Origin of the sequence: Sphingopyxis macrogoltabida (genome assembly GCF_001314325.1) — a bacterium.
GTDB lineage: Bacteria > Pseudomonadota > Alphaproteobacteria > Sphingomonadales > Sphingomonadaceae > Sphingopyxis > Sphingopyxis macrogoltabida.
Window position 1 is genome coordinate 2,400,616 of record NZ_CP009429.1, and the last position, 17,550, is coordinate 2,418,165.

The 17,550-nt window shown below is 66.6% G+C and carries 14 protein-coding genes; 8 read left to right on the plus strand and 6 right to left on the minus strand.

Going from position 1 to position 17,550, the window contains the following annotated elements; genetic code table 11:
* Positions 1-449: 449 nt before the first annotated feature.
* The 5 genes from LH19_RS11995 (at position 450) to LH19_RS12015 (ending at position 8,240) form a co-directional block, all read left to right on the plus strand.
* A complete protein-coding gene (locus LH19_RS11995) occupies positions 450-2,858 on the plus strand; it encodes a TonB-dependent receptor (protein WP_054728198.1) in 2,409 nt (802 codons plus the stop codon).
* The gene (locus LH19_RS12000; RefSeq protein WP_054728200.1) at positions 2,858-4,210 is read left to right on the plus strand and encodes an MFS transporter; all 1,353 of its coding nucleotides are present in this window, start codon (positions 2,858-2,860) and stop codon (positions 4,208-4,210) included. The genes LH19_RS11995 and LH19_RS12000 overlap by 1 nt, the downstream gene beginning before the upstream one ends.
* Positions 4,211-4,240: 30 nt before the next feature.
* Entirely contained in the window at positions 4,241-5,194 is a 954-nt protein-coding gene (locus LH19_RS12005) for a TauD/TfdA dioxygenase family protein (RefSeq protein ID WP_054728202.1), read from the plus strand.
* 123 nt (positions 5,195-5,317) lie between these two features.
* A complete protein-coding gene (locus LH19_RS12010; RefSeq protein ID WP_054728204.1) occupies positions 5,318-6,967 on the plus strand; it encodes an arylsulfatase in 1,650 nt (549 codons plus the stop codon).
* A gap of 136 nt (positions 6,968-7,103) precedes the next feature.
* Positions 7,104-8,240, plus strand: coding sequence for a GGDEF domain-containing protein (locus tag LH19_RS12015; RefSeq protein ID WP_054728207.1), 1,137 nt, complete (start codon positions 7,104-7,106; stop codon positions 8,238-8,240).
* Here the strand turns inward: LH19_RS12015 and LH19_RS12020 are convergent.
* Both LH19_RS12020 and LH19_RS12025 read right to left on the minus strand, forming a co-directional pair.
* A complete protein-coding gene (locus LH19_RS12020) occupies positions 8,197-8,931 on the minus strand; it encodes a class I SAM-dependent methyltransferase (protein ID WP_054728210.1) in 735 nt (244 codons plus the stop codon). The two genes, LH19_RS12015 and LH19_RS12020, sit on opposite strands and share 44 nt — an antisense overlap.
* Before the next feature lie 46 nt (positions 8,932-8,977).
* A complete protein-coding gene (locus LH19_RS12025) occupies positions 8,978-10,624 on the minus strand; it encodes a sulfatase-like hydrolase/transferase (RefSeq protein ID WP_054728212.1) in 1,647 nt (548 codons plus the stop codon).
* Between the two features lie 121 nt (positions 10,625-10,745).
* Between LH19_RS12025 and LH19_RS12030 the strand changes: the two genes are divergently transcribed.
* The gene (locus LH19_RS12030) at positions 10,746-11,378 is read left to right on the plus strand and encodes a TetR/AcrR family transcriptional regulator (protein WP_054728214.1); all 633 of its coding nucleotides are present in this window, start codon (positions 10,746-10,748) and stop codon (positions 11,376-11,378) included.
* Positions 11,375-12,316, plus strand: coding sequence for a formylglycine-generating enzyme family protein (locus tag LH19_RS12035; RefSeq protein ID WP_054728216.1), 942 nt, complete (start codon positions 11,375-11,377; stop codon positions 12,314-12,316). The genes LH19_RS12030 and LH19_RS12035 overlap by 4 nt, the downstream gene beginning before the upstream one ends.
* On the opposite strand, the gene LH19_RS12040 is transcribed toward LH19_RS12035, so the two are convergent.
* Positions 12,236-14,077, minus strand: coding sequence for an arylsulfatase (locus tag LH19_RS12040; RefSeq protein WP_234716159.1), 1,842 nt, complete (start codon positions 14,075-14,077; stop codon positions 12,236-12,238). The genes LH19_RS12035 and LH19_RS12040 overlap by 81 nt on opposite strands.
* A 148-nt stretch (positions 14,078-14,225) precedes the next feature.
* On the opposite strand from LH19_RS12040, the gene LH19_RS12045 reads away from it, so the two are divergent.
* Positions 14,226-14,954: an enoyl-CoA hydratase/isomerase family protein gene (locus LH19_RS12045; protein WP_054728219.1), complete on the plus strand. Its 729-nt coding sequence runs from the start codon at positions 14,226-14,228 to the stop codon at positions 14,952-14,954.
* On the opposite strand, the gene LH19_RS12050 is transcribed toward LH19_RS12045, so the two are convergent.
* The 3 genes from LH19_RS12050 to LH19_RS12060 are packed head-to-tail and all read right to left on the minus strand — an operon-like array spanning position 14,947 to position 17,263.
* Positions 14,947-15,705 (minus strand): N-acyl homoserine lactonase family protein, encoded by a 759-nt coding sequence (locus LH19_RS12050; protein ID WP_054728222.1) that lies wholly within the window; start codon positions 15,703-15,705, stop codon positions 14,947-14,949. The two genes, LH19_RS12045 and LH19_RS12050, sit on opposite strands and share 8 nt — an antisense overlap.
* The gene (locus LH19_RS12055; RefSeq protein WP_054728224.1) at positions 15,702-16,490 is read right to left on the minus strand and encodes an enoyl-CoA hydratase/isomerase family protein; all 789 of its coding nucleotides are present in this window, start codon (positions 16,488-16,490) and stop codon (positions 15,702-15,704) included. The genes LH19_RS12050 and LH19_RS12055 overlap by 4 nt, the downstream gene beginning before the upstream one ends.
* On the minus strand, positions 16,487-17,263 hold the full coding sequence (locus LH19_RS12060; RefSeq protein WP_054728227.1) for an SDR family NAD(P)-dependent oxidoreductase: 777 nt from the start codon (positions 17,261-17,263) through the stop codon (positions 16,487-16,489). The genes LH19_RS12055 and LH19_RS12060 overlap by 4 nt, the downstream gene beginning before the upstream one ends.
* Between the last annotated feature and the right edge of the window lie 287 nt (positions 17,264-17,550).

The following is a 17,550-nucleotide window of genomic DNA, read 5'->3' on the forward strand; positions in this document are numbered from 1 at the left end:
ACCGGGAAGCAGCTTGCTCCGCGTTACCAACGGCTAAAGCGCGTGATGCTCGGGCGACAGCGCCAGGCATTGCGTTCCCCCTGAAGGGGTATTGCGATGCGTATGTGTAGCACCATTTTCTAGACCGTCGCCGATCCTGCGCGCGGGATAGCGGACCGACCGCATCCCCTCCGCGCAGCGGCGCTTCCTCCATCCCCGCCGCGCCTCCTCACGCGAGACGACCGCAGCCTGACGTCCGGCGCTTCCAGCGCACCGGCGCGGGGAAAAATCATGCCCTTGCTGAACCAATCCGACCTGTCGGATCTGGCTCGCTATCCCGCGTCCCTGCGCAGCGCTGCACGCGCTTTGTGGGGCGACGGACTGGCGCGCTCCCGATCCGGCGCGGCGCACGGCGCCGACTTTCACCAATCCAAAAAGGGGGCGGGATCGCCGCCCGGGGACCATATTTGATGTTTACTCACTCTCCCGATCACCGTTTGAAGTTTCTGCTCGGCGCGGCTTTCCTCCTGCCCGCGGCGCCCGCCTGGGCCGACGAAACCGAAGCCGCCACGACCACCGAGGCCGCGGCCGCCTATGACGCGGCCGGCGACTATGCCAGCGAGATCATCGTTTCGGCCCGCCGCCGCGACGAAAGCGCGCAGGACGTGCCGATCGCGCTGTCGGTCGTCGGTTCCGACACGCTCGAAGCGACGGGCAACTACACGCTGACGCAGGTCCAGCAGATCGTGCCCAGCCTGCAGGTGTTCAGCTTCAACCCGCGCAACACCAACATCAACATCCGCGGGCTCGGCAGCAATGTCGCGCTGACCAACGACGGGCTCGAAAACGGCGTCGGCTTTTACATCGACAATGTCTATTACGGCCGCGTCGGCCAGTCGCAGTTCGACCTCGTCGACCTGCAGCAGATCGAGGTGCTGCGCGGCCCGCAGGGAACGCTGTTCGGCAAGAACACGACTTCGGGCGCGATCAACATCAGCTCGAAAAAGCCGAGCTTCGATCCCGAATTCTCGGGCGAGGCGAGCGTCGGCGACTATGGCTATTACCAGCTCCGCGGTTCGGCGTCGGGCGGGCTGATCGACGATCTGCTCGCGGTCCGCCTCTCGGGCTCGGTGACCGAGCGCCGCGGCTTCCTCTACAACGATACGCAGAACGAACGCGCGCAGGACTATTCGAACTGGAGCGTGCGCGGGCAATTGCTGTTCACCCCGACATCCGACCTCGAAGTCCGCATCATCGGCGATTTCGCGCGGCAAAAGCAGAACCATGTTCTCAATGTCTTCGCCGATTATTTCGGCACCTATGAAAATGGCGCCGCCATTCCGAACAGCTTCGCCGAACGCGCCGCACGCTTCCCGGGCTATAGCTTCCCGACGATCGATCCCTTTGCGCGGCGCGGCGAGGCCGACAGCCATTACCAGTCGAACATGGATGGGTATGGCGTCTCGGGGCAGATCGACTGGAACCTCGGCTCGACCAAGCTGACGTCGATCACCGCCTATCGCTGGTGGGACTGGAACCCCGCCAACGACGGCGACTCCACCTCGCTCCCGGTGATCACCAAGGCGCAGCAGGCGAACCGCCAGCGCCAGTTCAGCCAGGAAATCCGCCTCGCCTCCGACAGCGGCGGCCCGATCGACTATGTCGTCGGCGCCTATTATTTCTGGCAGGTGATCAAGGGCAAGGGCGCCTCCGCCTATGGCCCCGCTGCCGCGCTATGGAACCGCCCGGCAACGTCGCCGCTGCCACTCGAAGCGTGGGAGGCCGCGGTCAATGGCTTTGAGGCCAATTCGACCTCCGACCCGCGGACCAGAAGCTATGCGCTGTTCGGCCAGCTTGACTGGAAATTCACCGACAGCCTGACGCTGACCGCCGGGCTGCGCTACACGCACGAAAAGAAGAGCGGCTCCTTTCACCAATATCATGTCGCGGGCGTCGATCTGTCGACGCTGCCGCCCGAACTCGCCGCGCAGGCGGCGATCATCCGGGCCCAGTTCAACCCGGTCACCGACTATTCGACCAGCTTCAGCGACGACAGCATCTCGGGCCTCGCCACGCTGTCGTGGCAGTTTTCGGGCGATGCGTTGGCCTATGCCACCTACTCGCGCGGTAACAAGTCGGGCGGGCTCAACCTGACCAGCCTGCCGCCGGGGATCGACCCCAATGTCGCGCCCGAAAAGGTCGACAGCTACGAAGTCGGCATCAAGACCCAATGGCTCGACCGCGCCGTCACCTTCAACCTCGCGGGTTTCTGGACCGAGATCAGCGACTATCAGACTGCGATCACCGAACAGGTTCCGAACACCGTCAACTTCCGCCAGTATATCGCCAACATCCCCGACGTCCGCTCGCGCGGGATCGAGGCGGACCTGTCGGGCGCGGTGGGCGAGCATTTCAGCTTTTATGCCTCCGCCGCTTACGCCGACACGACCTATAGCGACTATCCCAACGCCCCGCAGGCCCCCGAGCGGCTGAACCTCGGCGGCAAGCAGGACCTGACCGGCGAACAACTCCCCGGCGTGCCGAAATTCACCTACACGCTCGGCGCCGATGCGTGGGCACCGCTGGGAGCGCTCGGCGGACGCGATCTCGCGCTCTACGCCCACGCCGACTATTCGCACCGGTCGACCTTCAACACTTCGTCGAGCGACAGCCGTTACGCCGACGTGCCCGGCTTCGGCATCGCCAACGCGCGTTTCGGCATCCGCACCGAAGACGGGCTGTTCGACCTGTCGATCTGGGCGCGCAACCTGTTCGACAAGGATTATTTCCAGACGCTGTCGGCCGCGAACACCGGCATCGTTACCGCGCTGATCGGCGAACCGCGCACGATCGGTGCGACCATCAGGACGAAATTGTGATGAGCAGCGCCCCGCCTCCCACTGCGGGCCAGCTGGTCCGTTTTTCCGCCATCGCCGTTCCAGTCGCCGCCGCTGGCCTGCCGCTCGGCGTCTATCTGCCCGCCATCTATGCGCGGGACTATGGTCTGTCGCTCACGACGATCGGGATCATCTTCCTGCTCGGCCGGCTGTGGGACGCGATCGCCGATCCGGCGATGGGCGCACTCAGCGACCGGACGCGCAGCATCCACGGCCGCCGCAAGCCGTGGATTGCCGCCGGCGGCATCGTCTTCGGCCTGTCGTCGATCTTCCTCTTCTTCCCGCCCTTCGGCGTCACGCCGCTGTCGCTCGGCCTCGTCCTCTTCTTCTTCTACCTCGGCTGGACCGCGGTGCAGATCCCGTTCCAGGCCTGGTCGGGCGAGGTGTCGGGCGACTATCACCAGCGCACCCGTATCGCGACCTACCAGACCGTCGTGACCTCGTCGGCCTTGCTCCTCACGCTGATCCTGCCGACGATCGCCGACCAGCTCCGTCCCGGCGACGGGCGGCTGCAACTGACACTGATGGGCGGGCTTGTCCTGCTGACCATCGTCCCGGCGCTGTTCCTCACCCTGACCGCGCTCCGCGAACCGCCGCTACCGCCCCTTCCCGCCAGCCGCCCGCGGCTCGGCGAGACGATCCGGGCGATCACCGGCGAACCGCTGCTGCTCCGCGTCCTTGCCTCCGATTTCGCGGTGACGCTGGCGCAGAATATCCGCGCCGCGCTGATCGTCTTCTTCGTCACCTTCTATATGGGGCGCCCCGAATGGGCGGGCGGGCTGTTCCTGTTCCAGTTCGTCTTCGGCATCTTCGCCGGGCCGATCTGGCTGAAGATCGGCCGCCGCTATGGCAAGCACCGCACCGCGGTGGCGGGCGAGCTGGTTCAGGTCGCAATCAACCTGTCGCTGCTCCTCGTCACCCCCGACAGCTTCCCCTTGCTGCTCGCGCTGACGCTGGCGCAGGGGCTGGCGCAGGGATCGGGCAATCTGATGCTGCGCGCGATCGTCGCCGACGTCGCCGACAAGCACCGCCTCGACAGCGGCGAGGACCGCACCGGCCTCTATTATTCGGTGTTCAGCCTTGCCGGGAAAACCGCAACCGCGGTCGCCGTCGGCATCGCGCTGCCGCTGGTGAGCTGGCTCGGTTTCGATCCGAAGGGCGTCAACAGCCCCGACGCCCTGACCGGACTGCTCCTCGTCTTCGCGCTCGGCCCCGCCATCGCCCACGCCTTTTCCGCCGCCCTTATCGCGCGCTTCCCTCTCGACGAGGCAGCGCACGCCGAAATTCGCCGACAGCTTGAGCCCGGATCGCCCGGCTATGCTTTCGCCGAATAACCCCCGCCCGTCGAACCTCAGGAGATTATCATGACGGACCTTCACACCACCTACGCCAACGCCCCCGACCCGGCCAGCCCGCTCGACATCCATCCGGTGACCGGCACGATCGGCGCCGAGATCCGCGGCGTCCAGCTTTCGGGCGACCTGCCCGCCGCCACCGTCGCCGCGATCGAAGCCGCGCTCGTCCGGCACAAGGTCATCTTCTTCCGCGACCAGCAGCATCTGACCGATCAGGAGCATGAGGATTTCGCTGCATTGCTCGGCGATCCGGTCGCGCATCCGACGGTGCCCGTCGCCGACGGCTCGCAATACCTGCTCGAACTCGACAGCAAGGAAGGCTATGCCGCGTCGAGCTGGCACACCGACGTGACCTTTGTCGACGCCTATCCCAAGGCATCGATCCTCCGCGCGCTGACGATTCCCAAGGCCGGCGGCGACACGCTGTGGGCCAATGGCGAAACCGCCTATGAAGGCCTGCCCGAAACGCTGCGCCAGCTCGTCAACACGCTGTGGGCGACGCACACCAACCTTTATGACTATGCCGCGCTGCTCCAGGGTTCGACCGACGACGACAAGGCGAAGGACCGGATCGCCCAGCACAAGAATGTCTTCGCCTCGACCGTCTACGAGACCGAGCATCCGGTGGTCCGCGTCCATCCGGTCAGCGGGCAGCGCAGCTTGCTGCTCGGCCATTTCGTCAAGCAGTTCGTCGGGCTGAACGGCGCCGATTCCGCACGCCTGTTCGCGATCCTGCAGGAGCATATCACCAAGCCGGAGAATGTCGTGCGCTGGCGTTGGCGCGCGGGCGACGTGGCGATCTGGGACAATCAGGCAACGCAGCATCGCGCCGTTGCCGATTTCGGGCTCCAGCGCCGGACGCTGCGCCGCGCGACGATCGCCGGCGAAGTGCCGGTCGCAATCGATGGCCGCCGCAGCCGCACCGTGCGCAAGGAACGCGCGGCGCAATACGAACCGGCCTGACGCTTACGGACCGGCGCCAATGACTCCCCCTCCCTTCCTGTGACGGCGCCGGTCCCGTCCTGCGGCGCGCCTGCCCTTCCTGTCGGGCGCGCCGTCTTTTCCTTCCTGCCTCAAGGTTTTCCGATGACCGATTGCCGCCGCCTGCTGACCTTCGCCCTCGCCGTTTTCGCGACCGCACCCGTGGCAACGGCCGCCGAACGCCGGCCGAATTTCCTGATCATCGTCGCCGACGACCTCGGCTATTCGGACATCGGCGCCTTCGGCGGCGAGATTGCGACGCCGAACCTCGACCGACTCGCCCTCGCGGGCATCCGCCTCGCGGGTTTCCACACCGCACCGACCTGTTCGCCGACGCGCTCGATGCTGCTTTCGGGAACGGACAACCACATCGCCGGGCTCGGCACGATGGCCGAACTCATCCGTCCGAACCAGCAAGGCAAGCCCGGCTATGAAGGCTATTTGCGCCGCGACGTCGCGACGCTCGCCGAACGGCTTTCGGTCAGTGGCTATCGCACGCTTTTCTCGGGCAAATGGCACCTCGGCCTGACCGCGGAGCAGGACCCGTCGGCACGCGGTTTCCAGCGCAGCTTCACGCTCGCGCAGGGCGGCCACAATCATTACGGCACCGACGCCGACCCGGCGAAAGGCGGCACCGCGACCTATCGCGAGGACGGCAAGCAGCTCACCCGTCTGCCGGCCGATTTCTATTCGAGCGACTATTTCGCGACCCGCCTGATCGACTTCCTCGGCGAACGTCCGGCACAGGCCGCAGGCGAGAAGCCCTTTTTTGCCTATCTCGCCTTCACCGCCCCACACTGGCCGCTGCAGGCGCCGCCCGAGGATATCGCGCGTTACAAGGGTCGCTACGACGAGGGCTATGACGCCCTGCGCCAGCGCCGCCTCGCCCGCCAGCGCGAACTCGGCATCCTCGCTCCCGACGTCGCTGCGCACACCCCGCGCAACCGCGACGGAAGCTGGGATTCGCTGACTGCCGAGCAGCAACGCACCGCCGCGCGTAACATGGAAATCTATGCCGCGATGGTCGACCGGCTCGACCAGAATGTCGGCCGGGTAATCGAGGAACTGCACCGGTCGGGTGAACTCGACAATACGGTGATTGTCTTCCTCGCCGACAATGGCGCCGAGGCGCTCGACGTCGAGACGACCGGCGCCGAGATGCTCGCGCGTCAGCTCAAGGGCGCCGACAACGGCTTCGCCAATCGCGGCACCGCCTCCTCCTATATCACCTATGGCGCCGGCTGGGCGCAGGCGGCAACGGCGCCCTCATGGCTGACCAAGGGCTATAACAGCGAGGGCGGGACGCGCGCCGTCGCCTTCATCAGCGGCGCCGGCATCCCGCAGCGTCAGGGCGCGGCGACGCAATATCTGTCGGTCGCCGATATCGCCCCGACCTTGCTCGACCTCGCCGGCGCCGACCCTGCCGCGACCCGCGTCGGCGAGCGGACGGTACGGCCGATCACCGGCCGTTCGTGGGCCGGCTGGCTTAGCAATCCCGATGTCCGCGTCTATGGCGCGGGCGACGGCATCGGCGCCGAACTCTTCGGCTCGCGCGCCTTCCGCCAGGGCGACTGGAAAATCACCGACATCGGCGATGGCATATGGCGATTGTTCGATATCGCCCGTGATCCGGGCGAAACGCGCGACCTGTCGCTCGCCGAACCCGACCGCAGGACGGAGCTCTCCGCAGCATGGGAACGTTACGCCCGCGACGTCGGTGTGATACTGCCTGACGCCATTCCCTATCGTCCGTAAAATGCTCGAATAATCAGCTTTCGTTAACGCACCGGCGATAAGCTTTTGCCATGCCTGCCCCGCCTGTCTTGTATATAGGCGGGCCGATACGGATCGTCGACGATCCCGCGTCAGGAGGGCATAGCAAGCGAGCGCCATGCAGCACGAAGTGAAACACGCCGCCGATGCCATCGAGATCGAACTGATCCGCAGCCTGTACGACGGCTTCCTCCCCTCGCTGATCATGTCGGTCGGTTTCGTGCTGTCGGGCGCGCTTATCGTCCGGGGGACCGGCGATCCGATCCTCGAAGCGCTGCTGCTCCCCGGCCTTGTCGCCTCCATCCTGCGCCTCATCGTCATGTGGCGCGACGGCAAGGCGGCGGCCCGGCCGCGGCTGACCATCGCCGCCGCGCGCCACCTCGAACGGCGCTTTGCCGTGACCTATTATGCTTTTGCCGCGGTCCTCGGCCTGTTCGGCCTGCGCGTCTTCTGGATGCCCAGCACCGGCGCGGGCAACCATCTGCTGATGCTCGCGCTCCTCATCGGCTATGCCGCCGGGGTCGCCGCCGGGATCGGCCTCCGCCCGCGCATCGCGATCCCGAGCATGGTCATGGCGGTTGCGCCGCCGGTCGTCGCGATCGTCGCCTCGGCCAAGCCGCTTTACGCCGCGACCGCGGTGATGACCTGCGCCTTCCTCCTCGGCGGCATCTTCAGCCTGCGCAAGCGCCACGCCCGCGCGCTCGTCGATATCGGCCGGCGGCTGACCTTCGCCTCGCTGGCGCGGCACGACGGGCTGACGGCGCTCCCCAACCGCCTCGCGCTGCGCGAAAGTTATGACGAGGCGGAATATGCCGCGGCGGGCAGCACACCGCTCATTGCCCTCCACTGTCTCGATCTCAACGGCTTCAAGCCCGTCAACGACCGCTTCGGCCATCCCACCGGCGACGCCCTGCTCGCCGCCGTCGCGCGGCGGCTGGCGGGCGCGATCCGCGAAAGCGACATCGCGGCGCGGCTGGGCGGCGACGAATTCGCGATCGTCCAGCGCGACCTGACGCATCCCGATGAGGCGCGGCTGTTTGCCCAGCGCATCGTCGCCGCGATCGGCCGGCCGTACCGGATCGGCGAGCATACGCTCAACATCTCGACCTGCGTCGGCTATGTCGTCGCCGACGACGCCACCCGCGATCTCGAACAATTGATCAGCCTCGCCGACGAGGCGCTTTACGTCGCCAAACGGAACGGCATCGGGGTCAAGCGCTACGAACCGCCCGCCGGCGAACGCGCGGCGGCGTAAGCGTCGCGCTGTTCAGCTCCGCAAGCGCCCAGAGGCCGAGACTCTTGTCCGTCCAGCCCCCGCCGGCCTCCTCGCACCGTTCGTTCAGCAGCCTGACCGGTGGCGGCCACCCAAAGGGCGCCCGTTCGAGATTGAGCGCACGCCAGTCGCCATCGGCACAGTCGAGATTCTTCCCGAAATCGGGAAAGGTCGTCGCGATCAGCCATTTCGCCCCGGAACGCCGGAAATTGGCGACGGCGAGGTCAATATTCGCAAAGCTGAGATGCACCAGACAATCGCGGCAAAGGATCGCCTCGGCAACGGGCAGCGGGTCGCGGGTGATGTCGGCAACCAGAAATTCGCCGCGCGCACCTCGCTGCGCGATATTTTCCTCAATCTGCGCCGCGACGATATCGACGCCGGTATATTGCACCGGCCCCAGATCGGCTTCCGCTATCCAGCGCGCATCGCCGCACGGCGCGTCGAGCAGGCTGCGGACGTTCAACGCCGCGAAAAGCTCACCCAGTTCGCGCCGCAATATGTCCGTTGCCCCCGCCTCCGAACCCAGGCCCGACCGCGATGTGTCGGCGCCCCACAGGTTCGAGGCATGGATCTCGGCAAAGCGCGCGGCGAGCGGCAGCCCTTCGAACTCTGCGGCCCGCGCCTGAAACCGGCGATGCGCCAATACCGGTGGCCGCTCATCATCCTGCATCGGGCAAGGATAGCCCGGAACGGCGGGGACTCAAGTGAAGCTCGCTCTAGTTCGTCCAGTAGATATAATCCTGCCCGTCCTGCCACGGCGCATTCAGCGGCACGTCGATGCGGATCGGCCCTTCGACCAGCCCCGGCCAGATCGGCTTCGCCATCCCCTTGTTCTGCGCCTCGATCATCGCGCGCAGTGCGGCCACCCGCTGCGGCTCGCTCGCCGCCAGATCGTGCTTTTCGGTCGGATCGGCGGCGAGGTTATAGAGGCGCGCCTTTTCGGGGCGCTTCGTCACCTGCAATTTCCAGTCGCCCATGCGCACCGCGCGATAGTCGCCCGATCGCCAGTACATCGCCTGCCGTTTCGCCGGCCCGGCTAGGATATTCTCGCTGTCGACCTGCCGGTCCGCGGGAACTGCCGCGCCCGCCGCGGCGGCGATCGTCGCGAACAGGTCGATATGGCCGGTAACGTCGCCGCGCTGCGTTCCCGGCGCGATATGCCCCGGCCAGCGCATGAAGAAGGGGGTGCGGATGCCGCCCTCGAAGAAGGTCGCTTTCCAGCCGCGGAACGGTGCGTTGAGCCCCGCCATGCCGTTATACCAGGCGCCGCCATTGTCGCTGGTGAAGATGACCAGCGTATTGTCGTCGATCCCCGCCTCTTTCAGCTTGGCCATCACGTCACCGATCCGCCGGTCGAGCTGCGCGATCATCGCGCCATAGACGCGCGTCTTGTGATCCTTGATCTGCGGCAGCTTCGCATAATCCTCCTTCGTCGCCTGCAACGGCGTGTGCGGCGCGTTGAAGGCGAGGTACATGAAGAAGGGGCGACCCCGGTTCGCGTCGATCGCCTTGATCGCTTCATCGGCGAAATAGTCGGTCATATGCCCCTTGGGATGGAAGCGCTTGCTGCCGTTGAAGCTCACCGCGTGGCGCAAATTCGCCCACAGGAACCGGTCGATCGCATCCCACGGCAATTTGGCGTTCACGACGTCGGCGTCGTCCTCGGGCAGGAACATCGCCGCGCCGCCGAGCACCGCAAGGCTTTCGTCGAAACCCTGCCGCTGCGGCTGCAGCGCGGGCGCTTCGCCAAGGTGCCATTTGCCGATATGCAGCGTGTGATAACCCGCCGCCTTCACCGCCTCGGCGATCGTCACCTCGCTCGCGGGCACGCCCATGTCGGGATAGTCGGGAATGTCGGGGGTGATGAGTTCGCGGTGGAATATCGGCTTCAGCGGGCCAAGCCCGCCGCCGTGCGACAGATTCTCGGCGAACTCGACCGGCACGGCGGTATATTCGAAGCCGAAGCGCGTCGGGTAGCGCCCCGTCATCATCGCGGCGCGCGACGGCGAGCAGGTCGCGTTCGCGGCATAGGCGGTGGTGAAATTCAGCCCTTCGCGCGCGATCGCGTCGATATTCGGCGTCTTGATGATCCCGCCCGCGAGTCCGCCACCGTTGAGGCTGACGTCGTTGTAGCCGAGGTCGTCGGCGACAATCAGGATGATGTTCGGCGGCCGCTTGCCCCCCGACGGATCGGCAGGCGCCGACGCCGGGCCTTGTTGCCACGCCACCGGCCGGTTCGCCTGCACCGGATCGCGCCAGTCCTGGACGATACCGGGCAGCCGGTATTTATTCGCTTCAAAGGCCCAATATCCGCCCGCCCCGGCGAGGACCAGCGCGCCCAGCGCGAACCATCTCTTCTTCATCCTCGCCCCCTCGATCCCGGCAATATGCTTGCCGTGAAACTATTGACACTATATGTGTCACTTTATTCGCCGATACGCAAGATTGTTTGACGCACAGGTAAAGCGGGGCCAGCAGGGACATATGAAAACGGGGGTGAGGACATCGAGCAGCGCAAAGGCCGCGCCCGAACGCGTCGACGGCCGGCGCGAGCGCAGCCGGTCGAGCCATCGCCGCATCGTCGAGGCGATGCTCGAACTGATCAACGGCGGCGACCTCGCGCCCAGCGCGGCACGCGTCGCCGAAGAGGCCGGCATCGGGCTGCGCACCGTCTTCCGCCATTTCGACGACATGGATTCGCTCTATGCCGAAATCACGGCGACGATCACCGAGCGGGTGATGCCGATCGTGACCGCGCCCTATCCCGATCAGGACTGGCGCACCAATGTCCGCGAGCTCGTCCGGCGGCGGGTGCGCGTGTTCGAGACGACGCTGCCCTTCCGCCTCGCGGCCAATATCAAACGCTACCAGTCGCCCTTCCTGATGGGCCAGTACAGCAAGGTCGTGATGCTCGAACGCGACCTCATCCTGCGCCTGCTCCCGGGCGAGGTGCTGAGCGACCGGGTCAGCGTCGAGGCGCTGTGCGCAGCGTTGTCGTTCCAGAACTGGCGCGCGCTCCGTCACGATCAGGGGCTGCCCGCCGAGGAAGCGGCGACGGTGATGGGCCATATGGTCGATACGCTGATCGCCGCGCTGCCCAAGGGCGGAGCGGCATGAAATGCACCGCAGCGATCGCGGCGCTGACCATGCTCGGCGCGCTCGCGGCGTGCGGCGAGGCGACGAAGCGGGAAGGTCGTGCCGCAGCCGCCGCGCCCGAATGCCCGGCGCTGCCCAAGGCCGACTATGCATGGATCCCCGGCGCGAGCTTTACGATGGGCGCCGACGGCACCTTGCCCGAAGAAGGCCCGGCGCGCGAGGTCAAGGTCGCCGGTTTCTGGATTGCGACGCACGAGGTCACCAACGCCGAATTCGCCGAATTCGTGAAAGCGACGGGGTACAAGACGCTCGCCGAACAGGATCCGCCGAAGCTGCCCGGCGCGCCGCCCGAGATGCTGATCCCCGGATCGGCGGTGTTCACCGCCCCGACCGACGGCAATCCCAACTGGTGGCGCTGGGCCGTCGGGGCCGAATGGCGGCACCCGGCGGGCCCGGAGACCAATATCGCCGGGCGCGACCGCGATCCGGTGGTGCAGATCGGCTATGACGACGCGCTTGCCTATGCCAAGTGGAAGGGCAAGGCGCTACCGAGCGAGGAGCAGTGGGAACTTGCTGCGGCGACCGGCGGCGCCGACCGCAACGTCCCGGTCGGCAAGGACGGCAAGCCGCGCGCCAACTATTATCAGGGAACATTCCCCGTCCGCGACATGGGCACCGACGGCTTTACCGGCCGCGCCCCGGTCGCCTGTTTCCCCGCCGACGACCATGGCGTCCACGATCTGATCGGCAATGTCTGGGAATGGACGACCAGCACGGCGGGCGCCGAGACCAATGTCATCAAGGGCGGCAGCTTCCTCTGCGCCGCCAATTATTGCGCACGCTACCGCCCGGCGGCGCGCCAGTTCCAGGAACGCGGCCTAGGCACCGACCATATCGGCTTTCGCCTGATCGACACGACGCGCCCGGCGCCGGCGGCGCCAGCTCCAGACAAGGGCTGAGAAGGCAAGGATAATCCCCCCTGCCCACAGGCCGAGGCGGATCAGCCGCGGCTTCCCCTGCTGCTCGAAGGCATAACGGTTGATCTGCGCGTCGGCGGTATAGCCCGCGGGCATGTCGAGCACCCCGTTCGCTTTTGCATAGGCAGCATAGTCGGCCTGCATCGCCGCAAATCGCTCGGGCATCGCCGCCGCCAGATCGCGCGTCTCGCCGGGATCGGACTTCAGGTCATAGAGTCGCCACTTGCCGTCGCCGGTCGGCGCGAGGTTGCGCACCAGCTTGTAATCGCCGCGAAACAGCGCCGCATTGCCCGACAGTTCGTAACCGAGCGGCGTATCGCCATGCACGCTGCCCGGCGCACCGCCAAGCATGGGCAGCAGGCTGCGCCCGGTAACCGCCTCGACCGCCTTGCCCTGCCAGCTACCGCCGTGCCCCTTCACTCCGGCCAGTTCGGTGAGCGTCGGCAGGATATCGGTGACATGCGCGAGCCCGTCGCTGATCGCCCCCGCGCGGATTTTGGCATTGCCCGGCCAGGCGATGATCAGCGGCACGCGCAGCCCGCCCTCGGCGGCGCTGAACTTGTAGCCCGACAGCGGCGACGAGGCCGCGCTCGCCCAGCCCGGCCCGATCGCCGCAAAGCTGCCGCGCCGGCCGATATTCGCGGTCGACAGGTCATATTGCATCCCGAGGAACAGGCGATTGCGGCGGCTGCTGAACGGATTGGTCGGCTCGGCGCCGTTATCCGACAGAAAGACGAAGATCGTGTTGTCATAGTCGCCCGTCGCCTTCAGATGCGCGACGAGGCGGCCGATCTCGCGGTCCATCGCGGTCGCCATGCCGGCATAGGCCTGCATCGTCCGCACCGCGGCGGCGCGCTCGTCGGCATCGAGCTTCTGCCAGTCGGGCGTCGTCGGCATCGTCACGATCGGCATGCCCGCGGGCATGATGCCGAGCGCTGCCGCCCGCTTGGCGCGCGCGGCGCGGAGTGCTGTCCAGCCATCCTGGTACATCGCCGCATAGCGCGCGATGTCGCTGTCGGGGGCTTGCACCGGGATATGGTTGGCGAGGAAGTTGATCGACGCGAGGAAGGGTTTGCCGCTCTTCCGCTCCGCCTCGATATAATCGATCATCCGCTGGACGACGAAGCGCGACGAATAATAATCCTTCGGCAGGGTCGCGGGCTTCCCGTCCTCGGTCCAGTTCGCCTTGTCGTACATGCCCTCGATCGGGCGCTGCTCGAAATTGTCCGCGCCCGCGTCGGCGAGGCTAAAGGCACGGTCGTAACCGCGCGCCGTCGGCAGCCGCGTCGGATCGCTGCCGAGATGCCATTTGCCGGTGAGGTAGGTGCGATAGCCCGCCGCGCGCAGCAGTTCGGCGATCGTCACGACGCGGTGGTTCATCACCGTGTCGTACCCCGGCTTGCCGCGATGCTCGTCGGGGATCGTCTCGGGCATGTTGCCCAGCCCGTTGCGATGATTCATCACCCCGGTCTGCAGCATCGCGCGCGTCGGCGAGCAGGATCCCGCGACATGGAAGTTGGAAAAGCGCATCCCCGCCTGCGCCAGCGCGTCGATGTTCGGGGTCGCGAATTCGGCCCCGAACGCCCCGACATCGCTGAAACCCCAGTCGTCGGCGAGCAGGATGACGATATTGGGCTGGCGCGGCGGCGCGGCCGCCGGCTGCGCCTGCAACGGCGCCGCGCCGATCAGGACGGCCAAAGAGACGATGGCAGCGCGCCGGAACCGGCCAACGCGACCCGGCACCAAAGTGGTTCGCCTGCGCACTGCCATCACCCCTCCCCCCGGAATTGTTATGGCATTGCTTATGCCAATATATGATCGAGAGCAATGCTGCTTGGCACGCCCGGTCAATCATGCTTTGCGGGTTCGGGCATAAACGAAAGGACGGGCGATGAGCGAATTGGTTTTGCGCGAGGACAGGGACGGAATTGCGACCCTCACGCTCAACCGCCCCGACAAGCGCAACGCGCTGAATCTGGCGCTGTGGGCCGAACTCGACGCGCATGTCGATGCCATCGCCGCCGCCGGGGACGCCATCGGGGCGGTCGTGCTGCGCGCCAACGGCCCATCCTTTTGCGCCGGCAACGACCTCAAGGAACGCGGCACCGAAACGCCCCGGCCCCACTATCAGGGATCGATCGTCACCAAGCTCGCCGACCTGCCGCAACCGCTGATCGTCGCGGTCCAGGGCGGCTGCTTCACCGGCGGGCTCGAACTCGCGCTGGCCGGCGACATCATCGTCGCGGGCGAAAGCGCGAACTTCGCCGACACGCACGGCAAGTTCGGGCTGGTCCCGATCTGGGGGATGAGCCAGCGGCTGCCGCGCCGCGTCGGCGAATGGAAGGCGCGCGAGATCAGCTTCACCGGCCTGCCGGTCGGCGGGCGCGAAGCGGCACGGATCGGGCTTGCCAACCACTGCGTCGCCGACGCCGATCTCGACGCCACCGTTCGGACGCTCGCCGAAGCGATCGCCGCGCAGTCGCGGCACAGCGTCTTCGCCTACAAGCGCCTCTATCGCGAACAGGCCGACCTGCCGCTCGCCGCCGGCCTCGCGCATGAAGTGTTCAACAGCGCCGGCGTCGCGCCCGACATGGCCGAACGCGTCGCGGGGTTCAGGTAAGCGGTTTCGCTTCCTCGACGCCCGCCCATTGGCGGCCGTCGTGGCCGAACAGGATGCGGGCGCCGCTCTCACGCTCGCGCCGCAGATATTCCATCGTCCGCATCCCCGCCTCGCGGTCGACGACTGCCTTTTGCAGCACCATCAAGTCGAGGTTGCGTTCGGTGTAGCAGCAATCGGCGGCAAGCAGCACGCGCGCACCGCCGGGCAGCGTCACGATGGCGCTCTGATGCCCCGGCGTATGGCCATAGGTCGGGACGATCATCACGCTGCCGTCGCCGAACAGGTCGAGTTCGCCGTCGATCGCCTTCACCGGCTGACCGGTCGCATAATCCTCGGCTTCATAGAGCCCCGCTTCCTCGGTCACCTGCGCCGCGGCGAGTTCGCGCGACTGGACGATCACGCAAGCATTGGGCAGGCTGGCGTTGCCGCCGCAATGATCGATGTGCAGGTGCGAGTTGATCACCCAGTCGATACTCGCCGGATCGACGTCGATGCTGCGCAGGCGCGCGGCAATCTCCTGCCCCTCGAACCATTGCAGCCCGAACTTGTTCGACGGCAGCGCGGTCTCCAGCGTGCGGCGATAACGTACCCCCATCCCGGTATCGAACAGCGCGCGCCCCTTGGGATGCTCGATCAGATAGGAGGGCACCGGCCCTTTGAGATAATCGCCCTCCTCGCCCTCGATGAAATAGCCCGGCCGGCACTGGAACCAGCCGGTGTTGAAGGCATAGAGGCGGAGCGTACCGGTCATTTCTCGCGATATTCGGGCGCGCGTTTGGCGAGGAACGCCTCCAGCGCTTCGCGATGATCCTCGGTCGCCGACAGGATGACCTGCTGCCGATCCTCGATCGCCATCGCGGCATCGAGGCTTTGCGCGTCGATATTGAGGTTCAGCGCCTGCTTCGACAATCGCAGCCCCCAGGGTGCGGTTGCGAGCATCTCGTCGGCGAGCGCGAGGCCGCGGTCGAGCAGCGCCTCTTCTTCGACGATCTCGCTGATCAGTCCCGCCCGTAGCGCGCGGTCGGCGTCGATGAAACGCCCGGTCAGGATCATCTCGGCCGCAAGGCTCGCGCCGACCAGCCGCGGCAGGAAATAGCTCGACGCCATGTCGCAGCCGCCAAGCCCGATGCGGATATAGGCGGCATTGCAGCGGAAACTCGGCGTGCCGTAGCGCACATCCGACGCCAGCAGCAGCGACAATCCGCCGCCGGCCGCCGCGCCATGCCCCAGCGCGATGATCGGCTGCGGACAGGCGCGCATCTTCCGATAGATATTGCCGATGCTCGTCTGGGTCCGCAGCGTCCGCAGCACCGGCGTCTCGTCGGTTGTGCGATCTTCCTGGATATCGAGCCCGGCGCAGAAGCCGCGCCCGGCACCGCGCAGGATGACGACGCGCACCTCCTTGCGTTCGGCGAGCCCGCCGAAATAGGCGCCCAGTTCGTCGACCAGCCCCTCGCTCAGCGCATTCAATCGCTCGGGACGGTTGAGCGTCGCGATCTCAACCTGCCCGCGTGTCTCGATCAGCAACTCGCTCACAGCGTCTGTCCATCGTCGATCGTGAACACGCTGCCGGTGATCCCGAGCGCCGCGTCCGAGCAGAGCAGCAGCAAGGGCGCATGAAGATCGCTCGGCGGACGCATGCGCTGGCGCGGGAAAGATTTCACCATCGCGTCGCCGACGTCGCTTTCGAACAGCTCGTGCGTCATTTCGGATTCGAAATAGCCGGGCTGGATCACATTGACGCTGATCCCGCGCCGCGCCCATTCACGCGCCAGCGCCTTGCCGAGATGGCGAACCGCCGCCTTGGTCGCGCCATAGACCGACGTCGCCGGGAAGACCTTTTCGGCGGTGATCGAGCCGATCAGCACGATCCGCCCGTGCTGCTTCTCGCGCGCGCCGTCCTTGTCCAGCCGCTTCGCGCCCTCGGTCGCGGTCAGGAAGACGCCGCGGACATTCGCGGCGTGAAGGAAATCGACCTCGTCGACGCTCAGACCCATCGCCATCTTCTCGGTCGCGACACCAGCGTTGGCGACGATCGTGTCGACGGTGCCGAAAGCCGCCTCGGCGGCATCATAGGCCGCCTTGGTCGACGCCTCGTCGGTGACGTCCATGCTCACCGCGACCGCCTGCCCGCCCGCGGCCTCGATCGCCGCGACCTGCTCGGCGAGCTTGTCGCCGCGCCGCGCCGCCAGCACGACCTTCGCGCCCGCAGCCGCGAGCGCTTTGGCAAAGCCCGCGCCGAGCCCCGACGAAGCCCCGGTGACAAGCGCAACGCGCCCCGTCAGGTCGAATTTCGGTTGCTCGGCCATCGTCTCTCCCTTTCCGTTACCGCTTCTGCCTTGGCGGTGATTGACGTTTACGTCAACCTGTCAAGTCACGGCAAAAAGGAGAACAAAAGGGGGTTGACGCCTTAGGAATGTTCCCCTAATGTTCTCTACGTGCACACACAACCTCATCCCCCGTCGCGGCTGCCGAGCGCGGCGGACGGGGGATAAAGGGTCTTCATCCCCTTCCCCGATCCAGAGCATTGATCGCCGCGGCAAAGCGCGTCACAACGCCCTTGCGATACGGGCGTCGAAGAGGGGGCTTATCATGA